Raw genomic sequence first — 22,991 nt, 5'->3', positions numbered from 1 at the left:
CGTTATACAATTATTTTGATTGTTGAACGCCGATGACGCTAATTTGGCTGATTATCGCTGTATTTTTTTAATTTTTAGTTTTCTGACCAGCGAATATCAGCATGATCAGCGTCATTAGCGTTCTATTTTGGACACGAGTGTCATTTTATATGAATTATCACGTTTTTATGAGATGTTCAGATACACGCTCCAGCAAGCCCTGTTGGTATATCGGCAGTTTAGGTGTCGGATTTTAGACATGCGGACAGGTGATTTTCACCATAATCCTTCAGTTCCGGAATTTTTTCGAGGCATTCGGGCCCCCTCTTTGGGCATCGTGGATAAAAGGGACACCCGAGACCGGCAGTCTCAAGGTTCTTCTCCTCTACAGACAATCCACCCCGGCGTTTTCTTCCCTTGCCCGGTACGGGGACACTTTCGAGCAGGAGTTCTGTGTATGGATGGAGGGTGTTTTCAAATATCTGCTTATCGGTACCCATTTCCATGATACGCCCCAGATACATCACTGCAACTCTGTTTGCAACATGCCGCACAATTGCCAGATCGTGCGAGATAAACATCAAGGTAAGCCCGTATTTCCTTTGAAGGTCCTGAAGGAGATTGATAATCTGTGCCTGAATGGAGACATCGAGTGCACTCACCGGTTCATCAGCAATTACAAGTTCCGGACGGGTTGCCAGGGCCCGGGCAATGCCGATACGCTGGCGTTGACCTCCGGAGAATTCATGGGGATATCGATTGAGAAAGTCCGGTGACAGCCCTACCTGGCCGATCAGTTCCCTGATTCGTTCATTCCGTTCGGTTCTGAATCCCAGCTTGTGAACTTTCAGCGGTTCTTCAAGAATGTTTTTTACTGTCATACGGGGATTGAGAGAACTGAAAGGGTCCTGAAATATTACCTGTATGAATTTACGCAAGGTCCGTTTTTCCGAATGAGAAAGCTCAGACCATTGAATGCCTCTGTCCCGCCAGGGACCGGCGGCGAGAGCGATGATTCCATGAGTAGCGGCAATCAGATTGAGTATTGCCAAAGCCGTAGTCGTTTTGCCGCATCCCGATTCACCGACAAGGGCAAATACTTCTCCGCGATTCACCGAAAAAGAAACCCCGTCAACCGCCTTCACAAATCCTGCGGTTTTTCCGACAACCCCTTTCTTTATAGGAAAATGGACTTTCAGATCCTTTACTGAAACCGCCATAGCTGATGATTTCCTGTTGGCGGATTGATTGTTATTTGTCATGGAGGAAACACCTCACTCGTTGGTTTTCAGATGGAGTATAAAGCGGTGGATGCTCATGTTTGCATCGTTCCATAACATGGTCGCATCGGGGATGAAAGGGACAGCCGGGAGGTATGCTCAACGGACTCGGAACCTCACCCTTGATAACTTTCAGGCTGTTTTCCTTGCGGTCGATATAGGGTATTGTTTTCAGCAGGCTTTGCGTATAGGGGTGAAGAGGTGATGAAAAAAGCTGGTCTGCAGGAGCATACTCGACCATTTCGCCTGCATACATCACCAGAATTTCGTGAGCTACATCACATACAATGCCGAGGTCGTGACTGATCATGATCATGCTCATATTCATTTCTTGTTGTAAATGGAGCAGCAGATCAAGAATACGGGCCTGAACCGTGACATCCAGAGCCGTGGTAGGTTCATCGGCAATAAGCAGTTTGGGCTTGCATGACAATGCCATGGCAATCATAACCCGCTGGCGCATGCCTCCACTCATCTGGTGGGGATAATTTTCCGCCGCCGCAGGCGGATGAGGGATACCTACCTTTTCGAGTATCTCGATTGTCGCCTGATGCGCTTCGGCGGGGGGTAATTTCCGGTGAAGCATAATCGCTTCGCTGATCTGAGAGCCGCAGGTGAAAACCGGGTTCAGTGAGGTCATGGGATCCTGAAAGATCATCGATATCTCCCTGCCCCGGACTGAGCGCATCTCACTCTCCGAAAGAGAAAGAAGATCTTTGCCGTTTAAATAGATCTCACCGGTCTCAATTTTCCCCGGTGGTTGAGGAATGAGACGCATGGCGGCCAGAGAGGTGACACTTTTTCCGCACCCCGATTCTCCAACGATACCAAGTGAACGTCTGGGATGGATATCAAAAGAGATATCACGAACTGCAGGAGATATCCCCTCATCAACCTCAAAGGAAACACTGAGATTTTTTACCGAAAGCACTGTAGCTTGATTATTATGCATGTATCAAAAATACTTGCAGTAGAGTCTGAATGGAAGGATTCGGGTCTCAAATATGGAACTTCCAATCTCATTGGTGGTACTTAAAATTAAATAATCGGCATATTTTGAAGAATAAACCCGTTTTTTGATGGCATGAGCATTGCATTTATCACTTTTTGTTTGACCGCTTCGGCAATATTTATTATTTATACATAACATATGGAACTTACAGAGGACTGATAAATGAAAAAAAAGGCATGCCCATTCGCCGTTGCACAAATAATACTCCTGGTGAATTTATCCATGACGCTGTCTGCATGGGCCGAAAATGATCAGGGATATGGATATGATATTCATTGTGGAATGAGAAACATTTTCACCCTTTCCGGCGAGATGATTGCTGTTCCTCTCTACCTTGCCAATTTCGAAGAAATCGGCATTTATTCCTGTTCTTTCACCGTATCTATCAGCAGCCCATGTAGCCTGATTGTACAGGAGGTCACAACTGAAACCGGAATTGCCGCAGGATGGGCCGTTGCAACCCAGAAAAAATCATATCATGAAACAGCAGTTATTCTGGAAAGTGCAGAGGATTTCTCCTCTGTGGCACCGGGTGCAGGTGCCCTGTACTATGGTTCCGGAGAACTGGTTATATGCAAATTAGTGATTCAATCGGGTTCCCAATTACCAGCTGTCTCCGACATTTCTCTTGTAAATATCACCATGGAAACAGAACAGGGGACTGTGACGATTGAACCGTTGGTTCGTAAAGTAAAACCGCAGATTGCCCAGGAGTCGATCAGGTTCGGGGATGTTGATCTAAATCGGCAAATTCAGTTGGATGATGCTCATGCGATTTTAACGTATGCCATTGCCGATGATTTTACCGGAAAAGATGAATATGGTAATTTGATTTCAATTAATAAAGCTGATGTCTATACCGATGGAATAATTACTGTTTATGATGCTGCCCTGGTGTCGCTTCATGGGATCGGTCTGGTTGCCGAGCTTCCGATAAATGCATCGCTTGTTCCTTCATCCGGACTGGGGCGGGTGAATGTTGAACTGGGAACGCCACAGCCTCTTTCAACTCCGGACCTCTACCAGTACCGATTGAAGGGGAGTAATGTCTCAGGGCTCGTTTCAGCTCAGGCAGAATTTATCCTGGATCCTGAGGTTATAAAGCAAATCAAACCACCCACAACAACAACAATCAAAGGCGCTCGAATAATCGGGAATTTCAATCCTGCTACAAATGTCTACAGGGTAGGATTAATTACCAATGACAAAGTTGAAGCATACGAAAAAGATCTGTTCGTCCTGAATGTCCAACATAATCCGGGTTACCAGAATACCGGTCTCTATCTTAAAAATGTGATAGTTAATGAACAAACATTTCTTGCTTTCGATTCTTCATCATTCAGGGCGCCTGCCGGAAGTGATATGGTTTCACTCCCCCGACCAAATAAGGGTTTTAATATTACACCGGCCAATCATTCAGGCATGAGAACATTCAGAATTGCCAATAATTCGGAAAATTCCTTTACCCTCTCGCTCTTTTCATTGAATGGTGAATTGATCTGTTCACGCAGGTATGGCCGTGGAACCGTTACTGCCGGATTCAGCTCCGGCAATGTTTCATCAGGTACCTATTTTCTGGTGTTAAAAAGCAGCACCGTAACATTCACCAGAATGATAACCCTTGGCAAATAAACCCAAATCTCATCAAGAATAACATTGTGTTAAGTTGCCGTTCCATTTCTGAGACTGAATATCCAGGGTATGACACTACAAAGATTCAACGTTCCCGACTATGGCCAAAAAAGGGGGCATATGGTGGCATAGATATTGCATTCTTCCTGATACTTTAATGCAAAATAATGTAGGAGAGGTATAATTGTTCATAAGGAGGTAAAATCGATGAAACGGAAACAGCAACCGGCGCTTACGATATTGTTTGTTGTTTTTGCTCTGAGCATTTCATCTGCACAAATTGTTCTTGATGGAAGCTATTATAACGGAGGGCATATACGGTCGAGAGGAGTCGCCGACAACCGCAGCGTCTACACAAAGGTCGATTCGATCGTAACGGAGACACATATCGTCAACGGAATTGCAACAACGCGACTCATCATGGTGCTCCGGCCTGATTTTTACCGCCAATATGTAAAAAGTTATACCGATTCGGTTATCTATGTCCAAGGCCGTCCAGTGCTTCTGGAGGATCAGGACTGGCTCGAGAAAGCTATTGACAGTGTGGAAATTACCGCAACGTTCGGGCTTCCCGCCGATTTTGTTGCCGAAAGTCTTTTTCTCTGGATAAACAACGAACCGGTGGCCGGTCAGATTCAGGATCGCAATCTCGCCAGTGCCCAGTATAACGACATTGTGGGTGTAAGAAAAGACCCCGCGCTTCTGGAATACCATGGGAATGGCTCCTATAATCTAAGGATTTTTCCCGCCCGTTCCAACCAGGCTCGCAAAATCTGTATTGTATTTCATCACACCCTCGATGATGATTCCCTCAATCTGATTACCGCTTCAGTTCCCTTGACTTTTGATAGTTCGAATGTCTCTTATGATGTTGATCCGAAGATGGGCAAAACAATCGGCTATATGAAAGCTTCTTTTTCGACATCCGATAATCGCCAGTACACCGTTACCATGCCGGGACTGGGACGCGGTGAATTTTCACCGGGGAAGGCGCTGATGCTTGAAAATTACACAATTGGGAAGCTTGACAGTGGCATTATTGTTGCCGATGATCCAACCACGGGGGTAGAAGAATTTTCCTGGATCGGCAGGGATAAAGTGAATGGCAAATTAAATATCGGATTCGACATGGTTCTTGAAGAATCAACGGTTGATCTTGAGGATGAGCCTGATACACGCATTATCGTATTTGACATCCGCAATGAATGGTGGGACTGGAACACATATAATGAGCAGATGTATGGCTTTATGGATATTCAGTACGATCCCCACAGCGACTATGAGAAAATAAACATATTGCGCAGGGCTCAGAAATATGCAGTTTTATCTCTTCAGAATTATGTGAATGACTCGCAGAAATTCAATATTATATTTGCGGGAGCCAACGCCGGGCCGCTGTTTCAGGCGCCGGTTTCACCGACACCCGAAAATCTGGCCGCGGCATATGAGGCGATACGTAACGCCCGGCCCGATCCGGCGGCATCGACCGAAAATGCCCTGTCTCATGCACTCGATATGGCGCCGGACGGCATCGCTATTCTCATCAGCGATCTCTATCAGCCATATAACTATGGCAAAAATATTTATGATAGAAACGGCTCCTATGCAGGCTACGAAATTTCCGATGACGGCAGTGCCTATGATACGCTGTTGAGCCGGATCGACAAACTTGTTTCGCAATCGAATGCTACGCTTTTTACCATTGCCGATGAATATCGTCTTCATTCCATTGCCAACCAAACCGGTGGTTTCCAATTGGCATCGCTGCGTGGGATGTATTACTACGGATACCGGACATATGCGTATTATGATGTCGATGGTGTTCGGAAGCAAGTACCGCAGCTTCCGGAACTCTACTTTGACAATCCTTATAATGGGGGAATAACGGATCTGGAAGTTATTTCCAATGAGGGAGTGGACGGTATTGTTTATACAACCGATTATTCGAACTATTATTATGCTCGCGGTGGCATTGAGCCGTTAATCCTGGAAGACTGGTATCCCGGGGCTCAGCCCCGTTCCACTGAAACACTTATTCGGGTTGCAGGAACGCTTACCGGTGGGCCACAATCACAATATTCTTTTACTGTCAAAGGAAAAATGGGAGGTTTGAATTTCACCCGGCAGGTAATCGCCGTTCCTGATGATATTCCCCCCGCCGGTGAATCCAATGATGTCCAGCGGGCATTCCGGAAAACCGAATATCTTGCCAACCGGAACTGGTATGAAAACGCCGCGGCGATCAAGGATATCGGAAAAGAGTATCATATTGTCACCCGTCAGACAAGCCTTCTGGCGCTGGAGCCATGGATGCAACTCTGGGAGGATACCATTTCGCAGAACCAGGATCAGGCGCGAAACGGTACTGAAACCGGTGCGCCTGCTGCACTGTCTGATATGAGCTATTCGGGAGGCTCCGGCGATGATGTGATCGATGATATTTCCCTTGATGAGCTCATTTCCGGCTCCACCCCGGTGCAAAACAGCAATGTCCTACGAAAAACTGCTGATATTACCGTTCGCGGCTCACATCTGGGGCTAACGATTCTCCTGCCAAATCAGTTGAGCGGAAAAGGGATAACGTTTACGATTTTCAACGTTATGGGGAAAAAGGTCTACGAAAAGACACTCGCACCACATGACATGGGCAGTCGTATTGTGATCGGCAGATCTCAAATGAACATTACCAGTGGGAACTATTTGCTGCAGATAGAAACAGACTCTCATCTGCGCCGCTTTAAGGTGCCGCTGATCAAGTAAGCGCCGGATCTAATTACGGTGCGAATTCCCTGAAGAGGCCTCTGCATACACATGCCGGGGCCTTTAATTATTTATACCGGTAAACAATACGTCCACGGTTCAGATCGTAGGGGGATAGTTCGACCAGCACCCTGTCGCCCGGAAGAATCCGGATATAGTTCTTGCGCATTTTACCGGAAATATGGGCCAATACAATATGGTCGTTGTCGAGCTTAACTTTAAACGTTGCGTTTGGCAGGTTCTCTTCAACAGTTGCTTCAACTTGAATTGATTCCTGTTTTGCCATTAAGAATACCTTTGCATTTAAATTTCCATGAACAATTTAATAAATTAAAATACATTAAATGCCAATTTCAATGTTAGTAAATTAATTTTCGGATGTGCTCAAATAAAAGTGCGGCTTCATGCCGGCGCTGTTTTACCGCCGATTTCCCCGTAAAACTTGGCAAGATTATTGTAATGATAGTATAATAATGCTGTAAAAATCGCTTCATGCTTATTTTTTATGATTTCTTTATATATTTGTAGCACTCAGGTATTATCCTGATATTCGATTCGAAAAATATGAAATCCTATCGTTGGCCGCTGTTCGCTCTGCTTTTCGGCTGTTTTGCCAGTGCAATTCTGGGCGACAGTACAGCTGAAGCCCTCTTGCTGGCGCATTTTGGAGCAGACAAGATACCAGGTCTCTTTCTGGTAAATGCTCTTTTTCTCTTTTTGTTTTCGAGCGTTATTCTGTCGATTATCGACCGTTCCGACAGGGGGCATTTCTTTCAGTTATTTTTACTTGCACACGGCGCTGTTCTGATTCTGGTACGTGTTGCTGTTTTTGCAAATCTTACCTTTCTTTTCATACCACTTTTCTCCTATGCCTATGTAACGAAAATACTCCTGTTTCTCATGTTCTGGACTCTGGCCAACGATCTGATCGATTCCCGCAAGGCCGGATACGAATTTCCCATTATTGCTGCAGGGGGTACGCTGGGAGCAATCGGGATCTCATTTTCAATACCCTGGCTCCTGAAAATTATTTCGGCGGAAAACCTGGTACTTGTATGGGGAATTTTAATTTTCTGTGTGGCAGTTTTGTTTATTCCTATTCGTAAAAATTTCGGAATTTATTTCAAAGCGAGTTCGGATCAGCAGAAACATACCAGACGCAATATCAAGACGCTTTTTGAAGATTCCAAGTTAATGAGGACCGAACCGTTGCTCTGGAATATGGCAGTTCTCTATCTCATGATTTTCTTTGTTTTCTGCAATCAGCATTTTGCCTTCTATTCCGAATTGAAAGCACGTTTTGCCGGTTCTGTCAACCAGGCGCGGGATCTTGCAAAATTTCTTGGCTATTTTATGGGTATCAGCATGGGGACTACATTTCTCTTACAGATTTCCCTTGCCGGTCTGGTATTGAAAAAAGTCGGATCTACCCGTTCGATGTTTATTGTTCCCGTTGTACTCTGTATAATTTTTGGTATTCTCAGCGGAATCGGGTTTTATGATACTCAGGCAAATATCGCTTCAGGGCTTGTCTTCTGGGGAGTTACTCTGGGGATCGGAATGCGCATGGCCTTTTTTGATTCTTTTTTCTCTCCCAATTTTCAGATTTTTTTCTCGAGTTTTCCTCATAATATCCGGGGGCGCGGTAAGCTGCTTATCGAAGGGGCGATAAAACCTGTTGCCATTGTGCTTGCCGGTTTATGGCTCCTCTTTGTTGCCCCACACATAGCATTTAAATACCAGATGATTATGCTTTTTGGTATTTCATGCGCCATGATTTTTCAAACATATACGCTGAAAAAAAATTATAGCGAGAGCCTTACTCGTTATCTTGCTCGATATGATAAAAAAGACACCCAGTGGCTTAAGAGTATTATCAGGCAGCCCAAAGAAGAATCCTTCTTAAAACTGATCCGGGATATTCTTGATAAGGAAGATGAGAGCCTGAAACGGTATGCAATCGAATTGCTGGCAATGATGGAATCACCGGAATCGACTGCTCTTCTTCTGGATCATATTAACGACCCCGAGGGCATTACCAGAGCCCGGATTGTAGGCGCCCTTTCGAGAACCAGAGACCCCGAATTCACTCATATTTATCTTCAATCCCTCAATGACCCCTATTACCGGGTTGTTGCCAATGCCATTGAAGCATTGGCGCCCTGGAGCAATAGCGAAATCAGGTCAAAAATAAAAAATTTCCTGAATCACCCTACCGGCAGAGTCAGGGCTAATGCAATCATTGCTCTCTGGCCTAATGCTGATATTGATGAGCGCAAGGAACTGACCGACCTTTTGAACGAAATGCTTCAGGTAGAAGATACAAGGTCGAATGCAAGTGCATTATATGCTATCGGTGAACTCAAAGCTTCCGGACTCAAAAAGGAGTTGGAAAAATTTTACAACCGGTATAAGGAAAACATCGTTAATGATTATAAACTCTGGCGTCAGTTTGTTATTGCCCATGCTAAATGGCATGCCGACGATGCGATTGAGCGACTGCTCAATCTTTCACACAATGCCACTCGAAAAGCCAAAAGCGACCTTTCCTATGCTCTCGGTTATATGGTCGATACCGGCTATCCTGCCTCAAATCTTTTGAAAAGAATCAAAAAAGTGGATTATGTGAAACGGAATATTCTTCTTAAAGCACTTTACAGTAAATCGATTTATATAACCGTCGATGATCAGGAAATCCTTCATGATATTGCTTTGCAGGAAGGGTTAGGAGCATATTCCGATTGGGTCGCTTTGCACACACTCCGCACTGCACGCAAAAATCCTGGTGATGAATTACTCGAACATGCAATTTTTGAAGAATGTATTCACGACCGGACTCGTAATCTGTTCTATATTGCTGCTTTGCTTGATGAAACCGCCCAGATAAAAAAGGTAATGCACCGGCTCTATCATCCGAACCTCCATGTGCGAGCAAGAGCATTGGAGGTGCTGGATAATTCGGGGGATATGCGAATCAATAAGTGGCTTATCAATTTGCTCGAAACAGAAAACACTTTAATTCACTACAAGGAAGCGCTGGATCGCTATGGCTTGAAACCCAGAACAAAAACAACGGTAGTAGGGGAATACAAAAAATGTCCAAATGTGTGGGTTAAAGAATGCGCATCCTATGCCGAAGTATGTGAAATCAAATAGATATAATTTGTAATAATGTTCATTTGAATCAAGATATTCCAGACAGGCTGAATTTGCTATGGCAAAAATCTCAAATATCCATACAAGCTCCACAGTAGCGTATACCATACTGGAGAATGTTGTTTTTCTAAAGAAAACGCCGCTTTTTTCATCAATACGGACTCATGATATCGGCGCGGTGGCATCCATTGCAGAAGAATTGAAATTTAGGCCCGACGATGAGATCGTGAGTGAAAATGATGTTGGTGATTCGCTTTTTCTTATAAAGAAAGGGAGTGTCCGCATTGTTAAAAAGGTCGATGAAGCCAGTTCGATCGACCTGGCAGAATTATCCGTAGGGGAGTGTTTCGGTGATATGGCGGTTTTCGATGCAGAACAGCGGTCGGCCAGTGTGCGGGCAAATACCGAATGTACACTCCTGAGAATCAACGGGCAGGATCTTATCGATGTCATTTTAGATCATCCACATATTTCTATCGAATTATTGAAAATATTTATCAAACGGCTTCGGAAAGCCAACGCCGTCATCCGGGAACTATCGTCGAAAACTGAAACCTTGAAAAAAGGATCATAACAAGAGCATGTTGCGAACTTGTAATAGTGGGATTTTTTCTGTTTTATGATAGCTGAAAGAAGTTTTTGTAAGGCGAAAATCATTGGTGCCTTCCTGTTCGGCATTGTCATTCAGGGATGTGGTCCCCGGCTTCAGACCAGTGTGCTGATAAAAATGGTCGAAAACCAGGACAAATATTTTCGTCAGGAAGTCATTCCGCCCTTTGAAAAGGAGCAAAATGTCGATATTGATGTTATCAGCTATCCTGAAATAGAGAAACTTGAAGAGGAGCTGCAGAAATATGCCGGAAATGCGGGACTGGTAAAGGTGCCTTTCGGAAAGAGCGCTTCCCTTATAAGGCAGAATCTGATAAAACCGTTGAATTCATTCTTACCACCAGATGAAATCAAGGAATACACCGATACCTACCTGCTTACCTCACTGAGTAAATATGGTGAAGAATATTATTTTGTGCCCCGGAAATTTGAGACAAGAATTATGGTGTTTCGGAAAAGCCGGGTTGCCGATGCTCTTGCTGTGTGGAGGGACCATAAAGATTCAATTGACGCTGCACTCAAAAAAATAAACGGCTATGGCCTTCCTGCCGCATACCATTTCGAAAATGATCCAAACAAATGGGATTTTTTCGATATCTTTACCTGTGGATGGGTTTGGGCACACACGTCCTATGGCGGAAAGAAAATGCCCCGGATTGCTCATCGGGGAAAGCTTTATTCCGGCACTTCGCTCAGGATCGTCGACAGGATTTTCCAATGCGGTGGGGACAGTACCGCGGTACTCACAATGAAAGGTGATGCTGTTGCTGATGCTGTTCACTGGGAAGCTGTTTATGCTGCGGGCGGTATTTACAATAAGAAGATGTGGGAAGAACAATGGAGTGGGGGAGGTGTATGGAAAGGTTTTGAGAGTGGAGAAGTCTTCCTGGCATTTATGACCCAGCTCGATTGTTTTTTTATTCATGGCACCGGGCAGGATAATCTCCATGGATATCTGGATAATCCTGATGATATGGGAGTAGCGGTTATGCCCACCGGGTGTTCGGTTGAAGTGGATAATAAAGGGGTGATTGTCCGTGAAGGGAGAAAATCGATTACCACCGGCGGATGGTGGTGGGGAATTCCCCGGACTGCACCGGATCCTGAGCTCTCCTACAAACTGGCCCGTCATATCACGAATCCCGAAAATCAGATTCAGGGGTGCAGCAGATTTGGAATGATTCCTGTTCAGAAAAGTATTCTCAGTGATATGTCGATGATGTTCGGCGGGGGGTGGGTCACCGAAATGTATGAAGTCTCTTTCAAACAACTTATGGAAAACAAATATACCATGGTCCCCTCAAATGCCCATTTTGCAGAGATCAGCAACCTTTATCTTGAAATATGGTCCGATGTCATTATTAATAAAAACTGGTCTTCTGATAATTCGATGCCGGAATTTTCATACATTAAAAAGCACATCGAAACGGTATATGCTCAAAAAGTCAATGATCTGATGGGACGGTAGTACGTGCAGGTTGAAGAAAGACAACTACGGCTGGAAGACAATAACGAAAAGCTCTCATCGCTTCGAAATGCCTATGAGAGTGATCCTGATAATAAGGAAACCGGAGCGGAATTGGCACGATTTTATGCTGATCTTGGATGGCTTAATCAGGCAATGAATATCTATAAGCGGATGTTAAAAAAATATTCCGAAGACTTCTCCCTGCTCCTTGATTACGGTAATGTTCTGGTTAACCGGGATGATCTTGATGAAGCACAGCGCATTTTCAGAAAACTGACCGTAATCAAACCTCAGAGAGTTGAAGGGTGGAATAATCTGGGAATTACCTGCTTTAAAAAATCCGAAACCGATGCTGCGCGGGATGCTTTTAAACAGGTGTTGAGTATAGAACCCGACAATGCTGGTGCTATGATGAATCTGGGTAATTATTACCACCTCAAGGATGAAATCGATAAAGCGGTCGATTTCTTTAAAAACGCCGTTGCGGTGAAACCGGATTTTGCCGATGCCTGGTTTAATCTGGGAAATGCCTATATTACGCAATGCAAGTACAGGAAGGCTATTGAAGCATTTACAAAGGCGCTTCGGTATACACCGGAATTTGGCTCGGCATACAAAAATATCGGATTCGCTTACGAACAGTTGAAAGAGTACGATCGTGCCGAATCGCATTATCTGGAAGCCTTGAAACTGAATAAAACCGATGGCGGTATCTATATCAATCTGGCCAATGTTTATACTCAGCAGGGGAAGCTCGATAAGGCTAAAAAGCAGTATGTCAATGCTGTCAGGCTGTCGCCAAAGGAGCCTTCAGGGTGGATGGGATTGCGTGATCTTGCTCTTGCAAAGGGGGATGTGAGCACCTACGTGAAAGCAACTCGTGCTATTCTTACGAGATTAAGCGGTGATTCTCTGGCAGAATCATTAGCAATCCTCAGACGGTTTAAGAATAATGATCTGCTCGATGACCTTCTGGAGCAGGTCGATCAGGCTGATAAACACAGCGTTAAGCTGGATGCCGAACGCCTGCTCGCCTGTCAACGAAAAGAACCCGCTTCTACTAAAGTCCGCATGCTTTTAAAAAAGCTTTCTTCCACGCCCGAACCAATACCCGAGGTAACCTGCGCTTTGGCAGAATACTATTTGACTGATAAAAAATTTGAAAAAGCCTACGAGCTTTTACAGAGCATATTTGATGATGATATTTCTCATAACATTTTAATATGGCGCTCACTTATTTTCTTAAAACGGTGGAAGAATGCCGAGGAGACAGTTAATGCATATCTGAGAAACCATCCCGATTGCTCCGAGTGCTGGTTCTATCTGGCAAAAATCAAGGCATCCTGTGGAAACCGGGATGAGGCGGAAAAAATGCTGATTAAAGCCTTCGAGCACGGATTTTCAGACCTCGGACTTATCGAAGAGGACACTTTGCTCAATGAAATATACGGAGCTATGTCCAATTCCGGGATCCAGATATCACAGAACCGGTGAATTGGCTGGCCCTTTTCCCCACAACATTTGGTATACAAGGCCGTTATTTCTACATTATTTGTGTAACTTATTAAATAGTAGAATGTTACAGCATAATTAGAATTGACAGACCCTGGGCGGTTTTTGTATAATTAACTTGGGCTGTTGTTTGTGTTCAAACAGCAAATATCTATATTTCCGAAAGGTGGCCTGATATGAAAACCGTTGAAAATGAACGAACCAGGAATTTGGGTCTCTCAAGAAGTACCGTGGATTCGAATCGTCTATACTCGATTCTTCTTGACGCCAGGGCATCAAGTATTTCTGAAAATATTTACGATGTTTCCGAAAAAATTGTTGTGGATGAAAAACAGAATGCCAAAGAAGTTCTTGAAAAACTCTGGACACTTAAAAAGAATATGCACGAGGGCGATACGGGGACGATCGATTTACTTATACAACATTATCAGAGTAAGCTCGATGTACTTCGGGGCAAGGAGGAGCATATAAAAAAGGTCAGTAAAGATTCACGGGGTCTTCTGGAAGAAAAACGGAAAAAGGATTCCGAAATTGCTACGGTCAAACAGGAAATTGAAGACTGTACTGCTGAAATTAAAGCCCTCACTGCAAAACTCGAGAAGGCGAAAATAAAGGAACAGGAGCTGATTTTGATCGAAAATCAGCTGAAGAAAGAATTAAGGATCAATGAAAACGAAATCATAAACGGGCTTTATGAGATAATTCTTCCCCAGTATCAGGCCGATGACCAGAATGAAATCGATCAGAAAGAAACCGGTGAAATCAGGCGCGATGAGATTACCGGTGATTCTTCTGACGAGTCTCCGGATTCCGCGAATGACAGTGTGAATGCCGATGATTCATCAAATTACACTGATCAAGGTTCCACTTCAGATATCCTGGATGATATTGAAGAACCGGTTGAAAAGAGTGCTGATGAAATCCATGCGCTCTACGTACAAATAGAGAAAGAGGATAGTGAACGGTTTCCCCGATCGGTAGTTAAAACTACACGGGGGGTAGTAATCGGAGAGTATTACTATGATCCCAAAGTATATAAAAATAAACGGCAGTATATTTATAACAGTCTCTATTTTCTGGAACAAATGTCGAAAATGGTCCAATCGCTGGGTGAAACATTTGATCAGGTGACCTATAAGGAAGCACAGCAGATGGCCCGTGATGCTCATCGGAGGATTTCTGAAAATCCAAACTTGCATTTTGAGGTGAGCACAAACGAAATTCTAAATGCAAAGTCCCTGCGGGGGCTTGAAGGACATCTCAAAGAGAGAGAATATAAAGAGGTACAATCTTTTTGCAGCCGTCTCCACGCAAAAATCGAAGCATTAGGGTCAAACTACCGAATCATGCTCAGGGAACAGATGGGAAGGTATTCCGAAAACTAGCATCCCTGGTAGCGGTTTTTCTGGCAGTTTTTTCTGTATTTGTTTCCGCCGATACGACGGATATCGATAAGGAAAAAACTGATTCTCTTTCCAATCAAGCCGCGCTGAGTAGTGATGACAGCTTGGTACAAATCGCTCAAAACGATTCGTTTCTCGCCGCGCTTTCCGATACGGATTTGCTTATCGATACCAGCGAAAGTCTTTCCCAGTCAGATTCTCTTGATACCACACTGATTGATTCATCCATAACCGATACGCTGTCGCCGGATACTGCAACCGATACATCGGTTGTGGAGGGCGCCCTGAAGCAGTTTCTTCCGGATTCTTCTGAAAAGGATACCCCTGCCGTGAATGCTGCTTCGACATCCGAAAGTATGAAGGAACCGAAAGAAAAGGCCTCCGTTATCAAAAGGCTCTTGATTCGCCTCAAAATCTGGGGGCTTTTACGGTGGATATACCGGCACGTTCTCCATTTCCTGGTTTTACTGATTTCCGGTGGAGTCATCTGGCTGACCATCTCTTTTTACCTGCGGAATCGCCAGTCGAAGCTTTTTGTGAGTCATACACGATTGTCGATAATGGATAAGGAAATCAGGAAAGCCTGCCAATATATCGAAGACAACTATGATGACCCTGACTTGTCGATTCAGAAGATCTGTGATGATCTGGTTACCGGTGAGGCATTTCTTGAAGCGTTGTTTGATAGAGACCTCGGTATGGGAGTAGACGATTTCATCGGACAGGTAAGAGTAAACAGAGCAAAGATCATACTTTCCAGAACACCCGAAATTTCGACAGCGGAGTTGGCATCCCGGGTCGGCATAACAAAGGAAAATGATTTCTATAATCTGTTTAAAAGTATTACCGGAAATGAGTTTTCCGAATATCGCAATAATTTACAAAGCATATCATGATTTCCTGGTATTCACATGACAGACTCTTATTCATTGTTTATTAAAGCCCTCCTCACTTTTGTTACCCTTTTCTGTACTTCTTTTGCAGAAAACATTCCCGACTGGAACCTACTGGAGTCCCGTGATACTCTGGAGCTTTACCTGAGAGACCGGTTGGCGGGTGATCTGGTACAATCGGTTGAAGTACAAGAGGATCTATCCCGTATCGAAAAGAAAACATTAATAACCATCTTGCCCTCAGGATCGATCGCCGGTCTTGATAATTTCAAACTTCATGAAATACGAAGGTATGATTTAAAGGGAGATTTGTTGAGTACCTTTCAGGAGATCAAGAATGCGAGTGGTGTAAGTTCGTGGCATCTGGAAAAAGATCCCGAAGACGGCTGGGTGCTTGAAATCAAAACCGGAGGAGTCAAATCGGTAAGGAAAATCAAATCGGTCAAAGAAAATCTCACAACTTCCCTTGAAATTATGACTGGAATAAAGGATCGTACGATTGTTCCTCAGACAGTGTGGCATGACACTGCATTTGAGGTGATATCGGCTTCGCACGACCCTGTTAAAACCACCTGCATTGAAGTCCCTCATGAAAACAATGGATGGCGCTACCGATTTGTTGATTATGACGGAATCGCAAAGAAGGAATTACATTGGGAAACGGATACCACCGGTTCAGTAGTCATGCAGGATATTCCTCCGTTGTTTGTAGCACGGTCAAAGAATATAGGGGGAGAAAAGGAGAATCCGAAGCAGACAACAAAACTTCACGGAAATAAACCTCTTGACTTTTTTGATCTGTCAAAAGTCTCCGTATCCCGGCCCGCAAAAGCCGGCGAAAGGGTATACCTTACTCTCGATTCATCAGTTACTCTCGACAGTTCTGTCCATCATTTTTATGCATACCGGAATAATGCATGGGTACTGATACCTCTTCCGAAAACGTGTGCCGGAGAAGGGAAGAAACAAATTGAGGGGGCTGACAGCTGGACTGTATCGACGGTGACAATCCAGAGCGATCATCCGAAAATCAAGAGGCTTGCAGGAAAAATCTGCAGGAGCAACAGCACTGTGTGCGAAAAAATAAAGCGCTGTAACGATTACGTGTTCAACCATATAGAAAAACGGAATACTGCCAGCTTTTCCAGTGCTCTGGAGACATTAAAATCGGGATTCGGGGATTGTGGTGAGCATGCTGTTTTATGTGCCGCTCTTCTTCGGGCCCTCAATATCCCTGCCCGGGTCGTGTATGGGCTCTATTACAGCAACAGCCATAAAGGGTATTTATATCATGCGTGGGTGACTGCGTATGCGGGAGAATGGCTGTTTGCCGATCCAGCTCATGGTAAGTTTCCTGCACCCCGTAATCGTGTCCCGCTTCTTATCGATGATACAGGGGAGAAACTGGTTTTGCTTATGAGCATGGTAGGCAGGGTCAGGATCGAGTATGGTAAATGAAAATGGCCGGTTCTGATTGAATACAATCCCTGAGTGCCGGCGATAATCGGCTGGTGCGGATTTCAAATCGAAAATTTGACTTCCAGGGGTCAAAAATCCTTATTTAATATTTGATATTTCATTACAGACGCGGTTCCATGTATTATTTTATACGACTTATCGGAGTGTAGCGCAGCCTGGTAGCGCGCTTCGTTCGGGACGAAGAAGTCGGAGGTTCAAATCCTCTCACTCCGATTTTTTATTTTATTGTTTTTTCCCCTCATATCATGAGTGTAAACCATATATATGGTGCCCAAGGCGGCTCCTCGCCCTTCTCTAAAGTGCTATAAATGTCTATGCTCGAAAATATTTCAGAACGAATACTTGATAATGGCCTGAAGGTTATTTGTCTGCAAAAGACTGATGCTCCATTGGTCGCGGTTCAGCTGTGGTATAAAACCGGCAGCGTAAATGAACGTGACGGTATCCGGGGGATTTCGCATTTTATCGAACATATGATGTTCCGGGGATCGGAAAATGTTGCGCCTGAAGAGCATGCTCGCCGGATCAACGATGTGGGCGGGCATTGTAATGCCTTTACCGCTGAAGATATGACAGCCTATATCAATTCGGTTCCCGCCGATCATCTCGAAATGGTGCTTGACCTGGAAGCCGACCGGATGCGGTCCCTGACCCTGGATACGGCAATACTTGAGACCGAGCGAAAAGTGCTTGTCGAAGAGTATCATACCTATATGAATAACCCGGTAATGAAAGCCTTCTTAGAATTCCGGGGAGAACTTTTCAAGGGCCATCCCTATGCGATCTCCAGTCTTGGTTCGCTGCAGGATATTCAGACCATTACTTCGGAGGATTGCCGGGATTATTACGATAAATGGTATTCGCCGGCCAATGCCGTATGTATTGTTGTTGGAGATTTTGAAAGCGAGGACCATGTGTTTGGCCTGGTTGACAAAAAGCTCGGAGTGTTCGAATCCTCATCCCGGGGGGCGAATTTGGAGCAAAAGGATATCCCCGAAGTTCAAATTGGTCAGGGGCCTTTTGCGATGAAACACCGGGTCGATTTTGATGTTCCCCTTTTTATTATCGGCTACCCGGCTCCAAAATCGTCGGATAAAGATGCTCTTCCCCTGGAGATGCTTCAGTTGATTGTTTCCCATGGTGAAAGCAGTCGCTTATACCGCGAGATGGTCCGTAAGCGGTCGTTGGCGGTAATGGCCGGAGGAATAAACCATTTTCTTCGCCTGTCGGGAATGTCGCTGTTTTTTGCCGCTTTTACACCTGATGTGTCGGTGAAACGGATTGAAGAAGCCCTGAATGAGCAGATCGAAAATGCCAAAAGGGGTGCTGTTACCGCCCTGGAAGTTGAGAAGGTTAAAAATGGGACACTTACCAACAGAATTTTTGAACTCTATTCGGCCGAAAATATCTGTCAGAGAATCGGTTTCTCTGAAGCTATCGAGGGAGATTACCGTTTATGGGTCGAGCGGCTTGAGGCGCTCGAAAATCTGACTGTAGAACGCCTTATCGAGGTGGCTGAAAAATACTGGGATATAAAAAATCGTTATTCGCTCTATCTTCAGCCGAAAAAAGTAAATCCGCTGCTCTATGTTGCCGGTTTTGCACGACGGCTGTTTCAGGGAAAAGGGAAAGCATAAATCATGAATTTTCATTATACATTCCCGCCTTTCCACCAGGAACGACTGAAAAATGGACTCACTGTTGTGTGGGTCCCTCATCATGAGCAGAATGTGTTTACTATTGCCTTTCAGTCCCGGGCCGGGAAATTTGATGATGCTCCGGGCCGCGAGGGGACTACCGAACTTGCTGCTGGGCTCATGCAAAAGGGGACCAGAGATCTCGAACCCGAACATCTCGCAGAAAAGCTCGAATTTTCGGGAGCATCACTCTATTCCGATGTTGGCGATGAGCATTTACTTTTCGGCTGCAGAATGCTGGCAAAGTATGCCGATACCATAATTCCGCTTTTCTGGGATGTTATAACCAGGCCGGGGCTCAGGCCGAAGGAGTTGACTCGGCTGAAAAAAGAGATGACGACTGCTTTACAGGCAGAACTTATCGATCCCGGGAGTATTGCGCACAAACATTTTTATGCCGAGCTATGTGGAAAAAATCTCCCGGGCGGCCGCGGTGCGACAATCAAATCGGTAAAGAAAATTACCCTCGATACAGTCCGTAGTTTTATTGATACCCATGTTGTTCCTGAAGGAAGCACACTTATTGTTGCCGGCGATGCAGGTGTCGAAGGTATGAAATCCCGTTGGGAACCGTTGTTCTCTTCCTGGGATGCCTCTGGGCAAAAACGCCCTTCTGCTCAAATTCGTCTTTCGAATCCTGAAAAAACGGTAATCCGATTGATTGATAAACCCGATCTTTCACAAACATCGATAATTATCGGTCATCCCGCACCCGGCGAAGCCGATGAGGAGCGTGAGCCACTTGCTATTGCAAATTATATCCTGGGTGGCGGTAATTTTTCTTCCCGCCTCATGGCTCAAATCCGGGGTGCCCATGGAAGTACCTATAATATTTCATCACAATTGACATGTAACAGACAGTTCGGTATATTCTCCATAGCGACTTCAACACAGAATACAAAAGTAAAAGATGTGCTTCATACCATTCTCGAAGCCTATGATAAACTATCAAGGGATGGGGTTACTGAAGAAGAGCTTGAGAAAGCAAAGCAATTTGCTGTCGGAAATATGGCTTTTCAGCTTGAAGGTATAGGAAATATAACCGAGAAGCTGTTATGGTTACGTTTCTATGGCCGGAAACAAGCGTACATTGAGAATTTCGCCGATCGTATTACTCAACTGAACACCGAAAAAATCAATGCCGTTATTTCAAAACATCTGTCATACAAAAATTTTATTTGTGCAGCAGTGGGCAAAAAAACAGAAATTTTCGAACAACTTAAAGAATTCGGATTGGTCAAGCCGATGCATTTTCGGGCAAACCCCTGAGCGTATGTTTTAAAAAATGAGCGAAAATCAGGTTTTTTTGAGTTGTGGCGGCAATATCGATGATCGGGGAAAGTATATTGATAAAATGATTGCCCGGCTTTCCAGATTGCTTCTTCCGCCGGTATCGCAGTCCCGTATCATGGAAACGGAGCCGGTTGGTGTATCGGGAGATCAAAAATGGTATTTTAATGTAATACTTGGCGGAAAGTATACAAATACCCTCCGGGATCTGCTGCAGCAATGCAGGAATATCGAAATCGCTTTGGGTAGAAAAACGAAAGGTGACAAAAAACCACGTACTGCAGATATCGACATTTTGCTTTTTGATGGGGTAAAAATTGATCAGGAAGACTTGGTTGTTCCTCATCCCGGCATAGTCAGCCGAAGATTTTGTCTTGAAGGACTCTATGAGATTGCATCGGATTTTTATGTCCCCGGAGCAAATAAATCTGTAGCACAACTGTATGCATCCATGGATGCGAAGGTGCGGACCCAGAAAATCCGTTTTATTGATTAACATAATTATATCGACAAATGGCAGAGCAAAGCAAACCTACATTCAATCACATTTGTATCGAAGGAGTTATCGGTGTCGGAAAGACATCGTTGTGCAAACTGCTGGCCGAACGGTTTTCTGCACGGACTATCCTGGAGCAGGTGGAAGAAAATCCTTTCCTTTCACAGTTTTACCGGAACAAAGAGGTATATGCCTTTCAAACGCAGCTCTGGTTTCTGCTTTCCCGCTACCGTCAGCTCTCCGAAGAGTCGATACAGCAGGACCTGTTTCATGAAACAGTGGTATCCGATTACATGTTTGCCAAAGATCGTATCTTTGCCAGCGTTAATCTCGATGATAACGAAATAGTATTATATAATAACGTCGCCAAGATTCTCGAACGCGAAATTCCTCAGCCCGATCTGGTGATCTATCTACAAGCCTCTACCGATGTGCTTATGAAACGAATCGATAAGCGGGGACGCCAATACGAAAGCAATATGGATCGCGCCTATATCGAAAACCTCAATCAGGCGTACAATCATTTCTTTTTTCATTATACTAACTCTACGGTATTGATTATCAATACCAACGAAATCGATTTTGTCAACAACGAGGTCGATCTGGATGAAATAACCGGGCAAATTCTTCAAACAAAGTCAGGAATAAATTTTTATCAGCCGCTCGGTAAGGATGACAAGTTGAAACTGGCTGCCGAAGATAAAAAGAAAAAACAGGAATAAGGGCCGGAAGAGCTTGCCGAACAGGTACAGCGGGGGCAGAAAAAAACTGGAATTTCCGGAAATCCGGCGTCCCTGAATAATATTTTATGCGAATATGAAGATAATTACCGATCCCCGGGAAATGCAGAAAGTATGTATTTCCTTTAACGATAAAAAGAGAAAAATCGGTTTCGTTCCTACCATGGGAGCGTTGCATGAAGGTCATTTGTCATTGTTGCACAAGGCCCGTGAATTCTCCGATATCAGTGTGATAAGCATTTATGTCAACCCCGCACAGTTCGGTCCTAACGAAGATCTTGCAAAGTATCCCCGACCTTTTGATAAAGATTGTGAAATTGCTGAAAAAGAGGGATGTGATATCATTTTTGCTCCCAAAAGCGAAGACATGTATCCGGAAAACTATCATACGAAGGTTTCGGTTGAGGATATTACAACCCGCCTGTGCGGTGCAAGCCGTCCGGGGCATTTTGACGGTGTTACTACTATTGTCTTAAAACTGTTTACTATCGTGCGCCCCGATATCGCCGTATTTGGCCAGAAGGATGCCCAGCAGGTGGTGGTTATCAAACGGATGGTTGACGATCTTAATGTCCCGGTTGCAATCGAAGTCGGTCCTGTAGTCCGTGAGCCTGACGGTCTGGCAATGAGTTCCCGGAACAGCTATCTGACGGAAAATGAACGCAGGGAAGTCCCGCTTATTTTTTCGGCATTGCAGCAGGTTGAAAAAGAATACGAGCGGGGAGAGCGCTCAGCCGCAAAGCTCAGGAAAGGGATAGAATCCGCGTACAGGGCTGCACACTCTTTCAAAACCGAATACATCGAAATTGTCGACACGATCACAATAACACCCCTGGACCAGATCGAAACAACCGCCCTTGTCGCGGTTGCCTGCCGCACAACCGAATCCAATACCCGGCTTATTGATAATGTGGTGCTTGGGGGGACCCTGTAGGCCAACGAAGGAACGAGCTTCCGAACTGACCGCACAAGGGAAGAAAAATGTTGTCTTGCTCCTTGCCTCAAATCTCCTTTTCTTCTCCTCCCATCCTTCCTAATCTACCACAACGCTTCCCACCGGCGCCTGCACAAGCTGTAAAAGTGTATCATTATTCATCTTTTCATCCACGATCATGCTGTAGGTGATTTCTCCACCGATTGAATCGCCAAAGGAAGTGCTCGAACCGGTATGCCACCTTTTCAGGTAGAGTGTCCACCGTTTTGCATCGAGTTGGGCTGACCGCTCCTGTGCCTGCTGTTGTGCAGCCTGAGGAAGTTTCGGGTTTTTGACACCCTTTCCTACCGTATAAAAAGAACCTGAGGAGGAATCGTATGATGCTTTAAGAAGCCTGGCAATCAGGTCTGTATTGCCGCGTTCTTTCCGAAGGGAATCCTCGAGGGCGAGAACGGTTTGAAAGACTTCAGCCGTATCAAGCCTGGTCGCAGCGGTATTCAGGCTATTTTCGGTGCCGGTCTGAGCCTTGGTAATCCGCTCGGTTTTTGTCCTATCCTTTTCTTCCTTGCACAACAGCATGAATGGAAGTATCACAAGAATTGCCGCAGTGATCTGTTTCATAATATTTTCCTTAGATTCAATATTTACCGG

General features: G+C 44.7%; 18 protein-coding genes and 1 tRNA gene. 15 read left to right on the top strand and 4 right to left on the bottom strand.

The window, feature by feature from the left end:
- Window positions 1-218: 218 nt before the first annotated feature.
- Window positions 219-1,199: an ATP-binding cassette domain-containing protein gene (locus tag GF401_08050; protein ID MBD3344998.1), complete on the bottom strand. Its 981-nt coding sequence runs from the start codon at window positions 1,197-1,199 to the stop codon at window positions 219-221.
- Between the two features lie 31 nt (window positions 1,200-1,230).
- Window positions 1,231-2,211 (bottom strand): ATP-binding cassette domain-containing protein, encoded by a 981-nt coding sequence (locus tag GF401_08045; protein MBD3344997.1) that lies wholly within the window; start codon window positions 2,209-2,211, stop codon window positions 1,231-1,233.
- Between the two features lie 222 nt (window positions 2,212-2,433).
- On the opposite strand from GF401_08045, the gene GF401_08040 reads away from it, so the two are divergent.
- Window positions 2,434-3,903 (top strand): hypothetical protein, encoded by a 1,470-nt coding sequence (locus tag GF401_08040; GenBank protein ID MBD3344996.1) that lies wholly within the window; start codon window positions 2,434-2,436, stop codon window positions 3,901-3,903.
- 207 nt (window positions 3,904-4,110) lie between these two features.
- The gene (locus GF401_08035; GenBank protein MBD3344995.1) at window positions 4,111-6,663 is read left to right on the top strand and encodes a hypothetical protein; all 2,553 of its coding nucleotides are present in this window, start codon (window positions 4,111-4,113) and stop codon (window positions 6,661-6,663) included.
- 67 nt (window positions 6,664-6,730) lie between these two features.
- On the opposite strand, the gene infA is transcribed toward GF401_08035, so the two are convergent.
- Entirely contained in the window at window positions 6,731-6,949 is a 219-nt protein-coding gene (gene infA, locus GF401_08030; GenBank protein MBD3344994.1) for a translation initiation factor IF-1, read from the bottom strand.
- 278 nt (window positions 6,950-7,227) lie between these two features.
- Here infA and GF401_08025 point away from each other — a divergent pair, with 278 nt between their 5' ends.
- The 13 genes from GF401_08025 (at window position 7,228) to GF401_07965 (ending at window position 22,340) form a co-directional block, all read left to right on the top strand.
- Window positions 7,228-9,819, top strand: a complete 2,592-nt coding sequence (locus GF401_08025) for a hypothetical protein (GenBank protein ID MBD3344993.1) — start codon at window positions 7,228-7,230, stop codon at window positions 9,817-9,819.
- A gap of 58 nt (window positions 9,820-9,877) precedes the next feature.
- On the top strand, window positions 9,878-10,393 hold the full coding sequence (locus GF401_08020) for a cyclic nucleotide-binding domain-containing protein (protein ID MBD3344992.1): 516 nt from the start codon (window positions 9,878-9,880) through the stop codon (window positions 10,391-10,393).
- Window positions 10,394-10,438: 45 nt separating this feature from the next.
- Window positions 10,439-11,896: an extracellular solute-binding protein gene (locus GF401_08015; GenBank protein ID MBD3344991.1), complete on the top strand. Its 1,458-nt coding sequence runs from the start codon at window positions 10,439-10,441 to the stop codon at window positions 11,894-11,896.
- Between the two features lie 3 nt (window positions 11,897-11,899).
- Complete coding sequence (locus tag GF401_08010) at window positions 11,900-13,390, top strand: tetratricopeptide repeat protein (protein MBD3344990.1); 1,491 nt, start codon at window positions 11,900-11,902, stop codon at window positions 13,388-13,390.
- Window positions 13,391-13,584: 194 nt separating this feature from the next.
- On the top strand, window positions 13,585-14,793 hold the full coding sequence (locus GF401_08005; protein ID MBD3344989.1) for a hypothetical protein: 1,209 nt from the start codon (window positions 13,585-13,587) through the stop codon (window positions 14,791-14,793).
- Entirely contained in the window at window positions 14,703-15,707 is a 1,005-nt protein-coding gene (locus GF401_08000) for a helix-turn-helix domain-containing protein (GenBank protein MBD3344988.1), read from the top strand. The genes GF401_08005 and GF401_08000 overlap by 91 nt, the downstream gene beginning before the upstream one ends.
- 15 nt (window positions 15,708-15,722) lie before the next feature.
- A complete protein-coding gene (locus GF401_07995; GenBank protein ID MBD3344987.1) occupies window positions 15,723-17,162 on the top strand; it encodes a hypothetical protein in 1,440 nt (479 codons plus the stop codon).
- Between the two features lie 160 nt (window positions 17,163-17,322).
- Window positions 17,323-17,396 (top strand) — tRNA-Pro (locus GF401_07990).
- A gap of 95 nt (window positions 17,397-17,491) precedes the next feature.
- The gene (locus tag GF401_07985) at window positions 17,492-18,820 is read left to right on the top strand and encodes a hypothetical protein (protein MBD3344986.1); all 1,329 of its coding nucleotides are present in this window, start codon (window positions 17,492-17,494) and stop codon (window positions 18,818-18,820) included.
- A gap of 3 nt (window positions 18,821-18,823) precedes the next feature.
- Complete coding sequence (locus tag GF401_07980) at window positions 18,824-20,149, top strand: hypothetical protein (protein ID MBD3344985.1); 1,326 nt, start codon at window positions 18,824-18,826, stop codon at window positions 20,147-20,149.
- A 16-nt stretch (window positions 20,150-20,165) separates the two neighbouring features.
- Window positions 20,166-20,666 (top strand): 2-amino-4-hydroxy-6-hydroxymethyldihydropteridine diphosphokinase, encoded by a 501-nt coding sequence (gene folK / locus GF401_07975; protein MBD3344984.1) that lies wholly within the window; start codon window positions 20,166-20,168, stop codon window positions 20,664-20,666.
- A gap of 17 nt (window positions 20,667-20,683) precedes the next feature.
- Window positions 20,684-21,388 carry an AAA family ATPase gene (locus tag GF401_07970; GenBank protein MBD3344983.1) on the top strand — a complete coding sequence of 235 codons (705 nt, stop codon included), beginning with the start codon at window positions 20,684-20,686 and terminating at the stop codon, window positions 21,386-21,388.
- Window positions 21,389-21,482: 94 nt separating this feature from the next.
- Window positions 21,483-22,340 (top strand): pantoate--beta-alanine ligase, encoded by an 858-nt coding sequence (locus tag GF401_07965; protein ID MBD3344982.1) that lies wholly within the window; start codon window positions 21,483-21,485, stop codon window positions 22,338-22,340.
- A gap of 99 nt (window positions 22,341-22,439) precedes the next feature.
- On the opposite strand, the gene GF401_07960 is transcribed toward GF401_07965, so the two are convergent.
- A complete protein-coding gene (locus GF401_07960) occupies window positions 22,440-22,961 on the bottom strand; it encodes a hypothetical protein (GenBank protein ID MBD3344981.1) in 522 nt (173 codons plus the stop codon).
- Window positions 22,962-22,991 lie beyond the last annotated feature (30 nt).

The organism is Chitinivibrionales bacterium (assembly GCA_014728215.1).
GTDB lineage: Bacteria > Fibrobacterota > Chitinivibrionia > Chitinivibrionales > WJKA01 > WJKA01.
Note: the sequence above shows the minus strand (reverse complement) of the source record. Positions and strands in the feature narration are given on the sequence as shown.

What these genes read in the sequence shown, in the direction of transcription:
- GF401_08050 (MBD3344998.1), bottom strand. Translation starts at nt 1,199, where the DNA reads ATGGCGGTTTCAGTAAAGGATCTGAAAGTCCATTTTCCTATAAAGAAA.
- GF401_08045 (MBD3344997.1), bottom strand. Translation starts at nt 2,211, where the DNA reads ATGCATAATAATCAAGCTACAGTGCTTTCGGTAAAAAATCTCAGTGTT.
- GF401_08040 (MBD3344996.1), top strand. Translation starts at nt 2,434, where the DNA reads ATGAAAAAAAAGGCATGCCCATTCGCCGTTGCACAAATAATACTCCTG.
- GF401_08035 (MBD3344995.1), top strand. Translation starts at nt 4,111, where the DNA reads ATGAAACGGAAACAGCAACCGGCGCTTACGATATTGTTTGTTGTTTTT.
- infA (MBD3344994.1), bottom strand. Translation starts at nt 6,949, where the DNA reads ATGGCAAAACAGGAATCAATTCAAGTTGAAGCAACTGTTGAAGAGAAC.
- GF401_08025 (MBD3344993.1), top strand. Translation starts at nt 7,228, where the DNA reads ATGAAATCCTATCGTTGGCCGCTGTTCGCTCTGCTTTTCGGCTGTTTT.
- GF401_08020 (MBD3344992.1), top strand. Translation starts at nt 9,878, where the DNA reads ATGGCAAAAATCTCAAATATCCATACAAGCTCCACAGTAGCGTATACC.
- GF401_08015 (MBD3344991.1), top strand. Translation starts at nt 10,439, where the DNA reads ATGATAGCTGAAAGAAGTTTTTGTAAGGCGAAAATCATTGGTGCCTTC.
- GF401_08005 (MBD3344989.1), top strand. Translation starts at nt 13,585, where the DNA reads ATGAAAACCGTTGAAAATGAACGAACCAGGAATTTGGGTCTCTCAAGA.
- GF401_07995 (MBD3344987.1), top strand. Translation starts at nt 15,723, where the DNA reads ATGACAGACTCTTATTCATTGTTTATTAAAGCCCTCCTCACTTTTGTT.
- GF401_07985 (MBD3344986.1), top strand. Translation starts at nt 17,492, where the DNA reads ATGTCTATGCTCGAAAATATTTCAGAACGAATACTTGATAATGGCCTG.
- GF401_07980 (MBD3344985.1), top strand. Translation starts at nt 18,824, where the DNA reads ATGAATTTTCATTATACATTCCCGCCTTTCCACCAGGAACGACTGAAA.
- folK (MBD3344984.1), top strand. Translation starts at nt 20,166, where the DNA reads ATGAGCGAAAATCAGGTTTTTTTGAGTTGTGGCGGCAATATCGATGAT.
- GF401_07970 (MBD3344983.1), top strand. Translation starts at nt 20,684, where the DNA reads ATGGCAGAGCAAAGCAAACCTACATTCAATCACATTTGTATCGAAGGA.
- GF401_07965 (MBD3344982.1), top strand. Translation starts at nt 21,483, where the DNA reads ATGAAGATAATTACCGATCCCCGGGAAATGCAGAAAGTATGTATTTCC.
- GF401_07960 (MBD3344981.1), bottom strand. Translation starts at nt 22,961, where the DNA reads ATGAAACAGATCACTGCGGCAATTCTTGTGATACTTCCATTCATGCTG.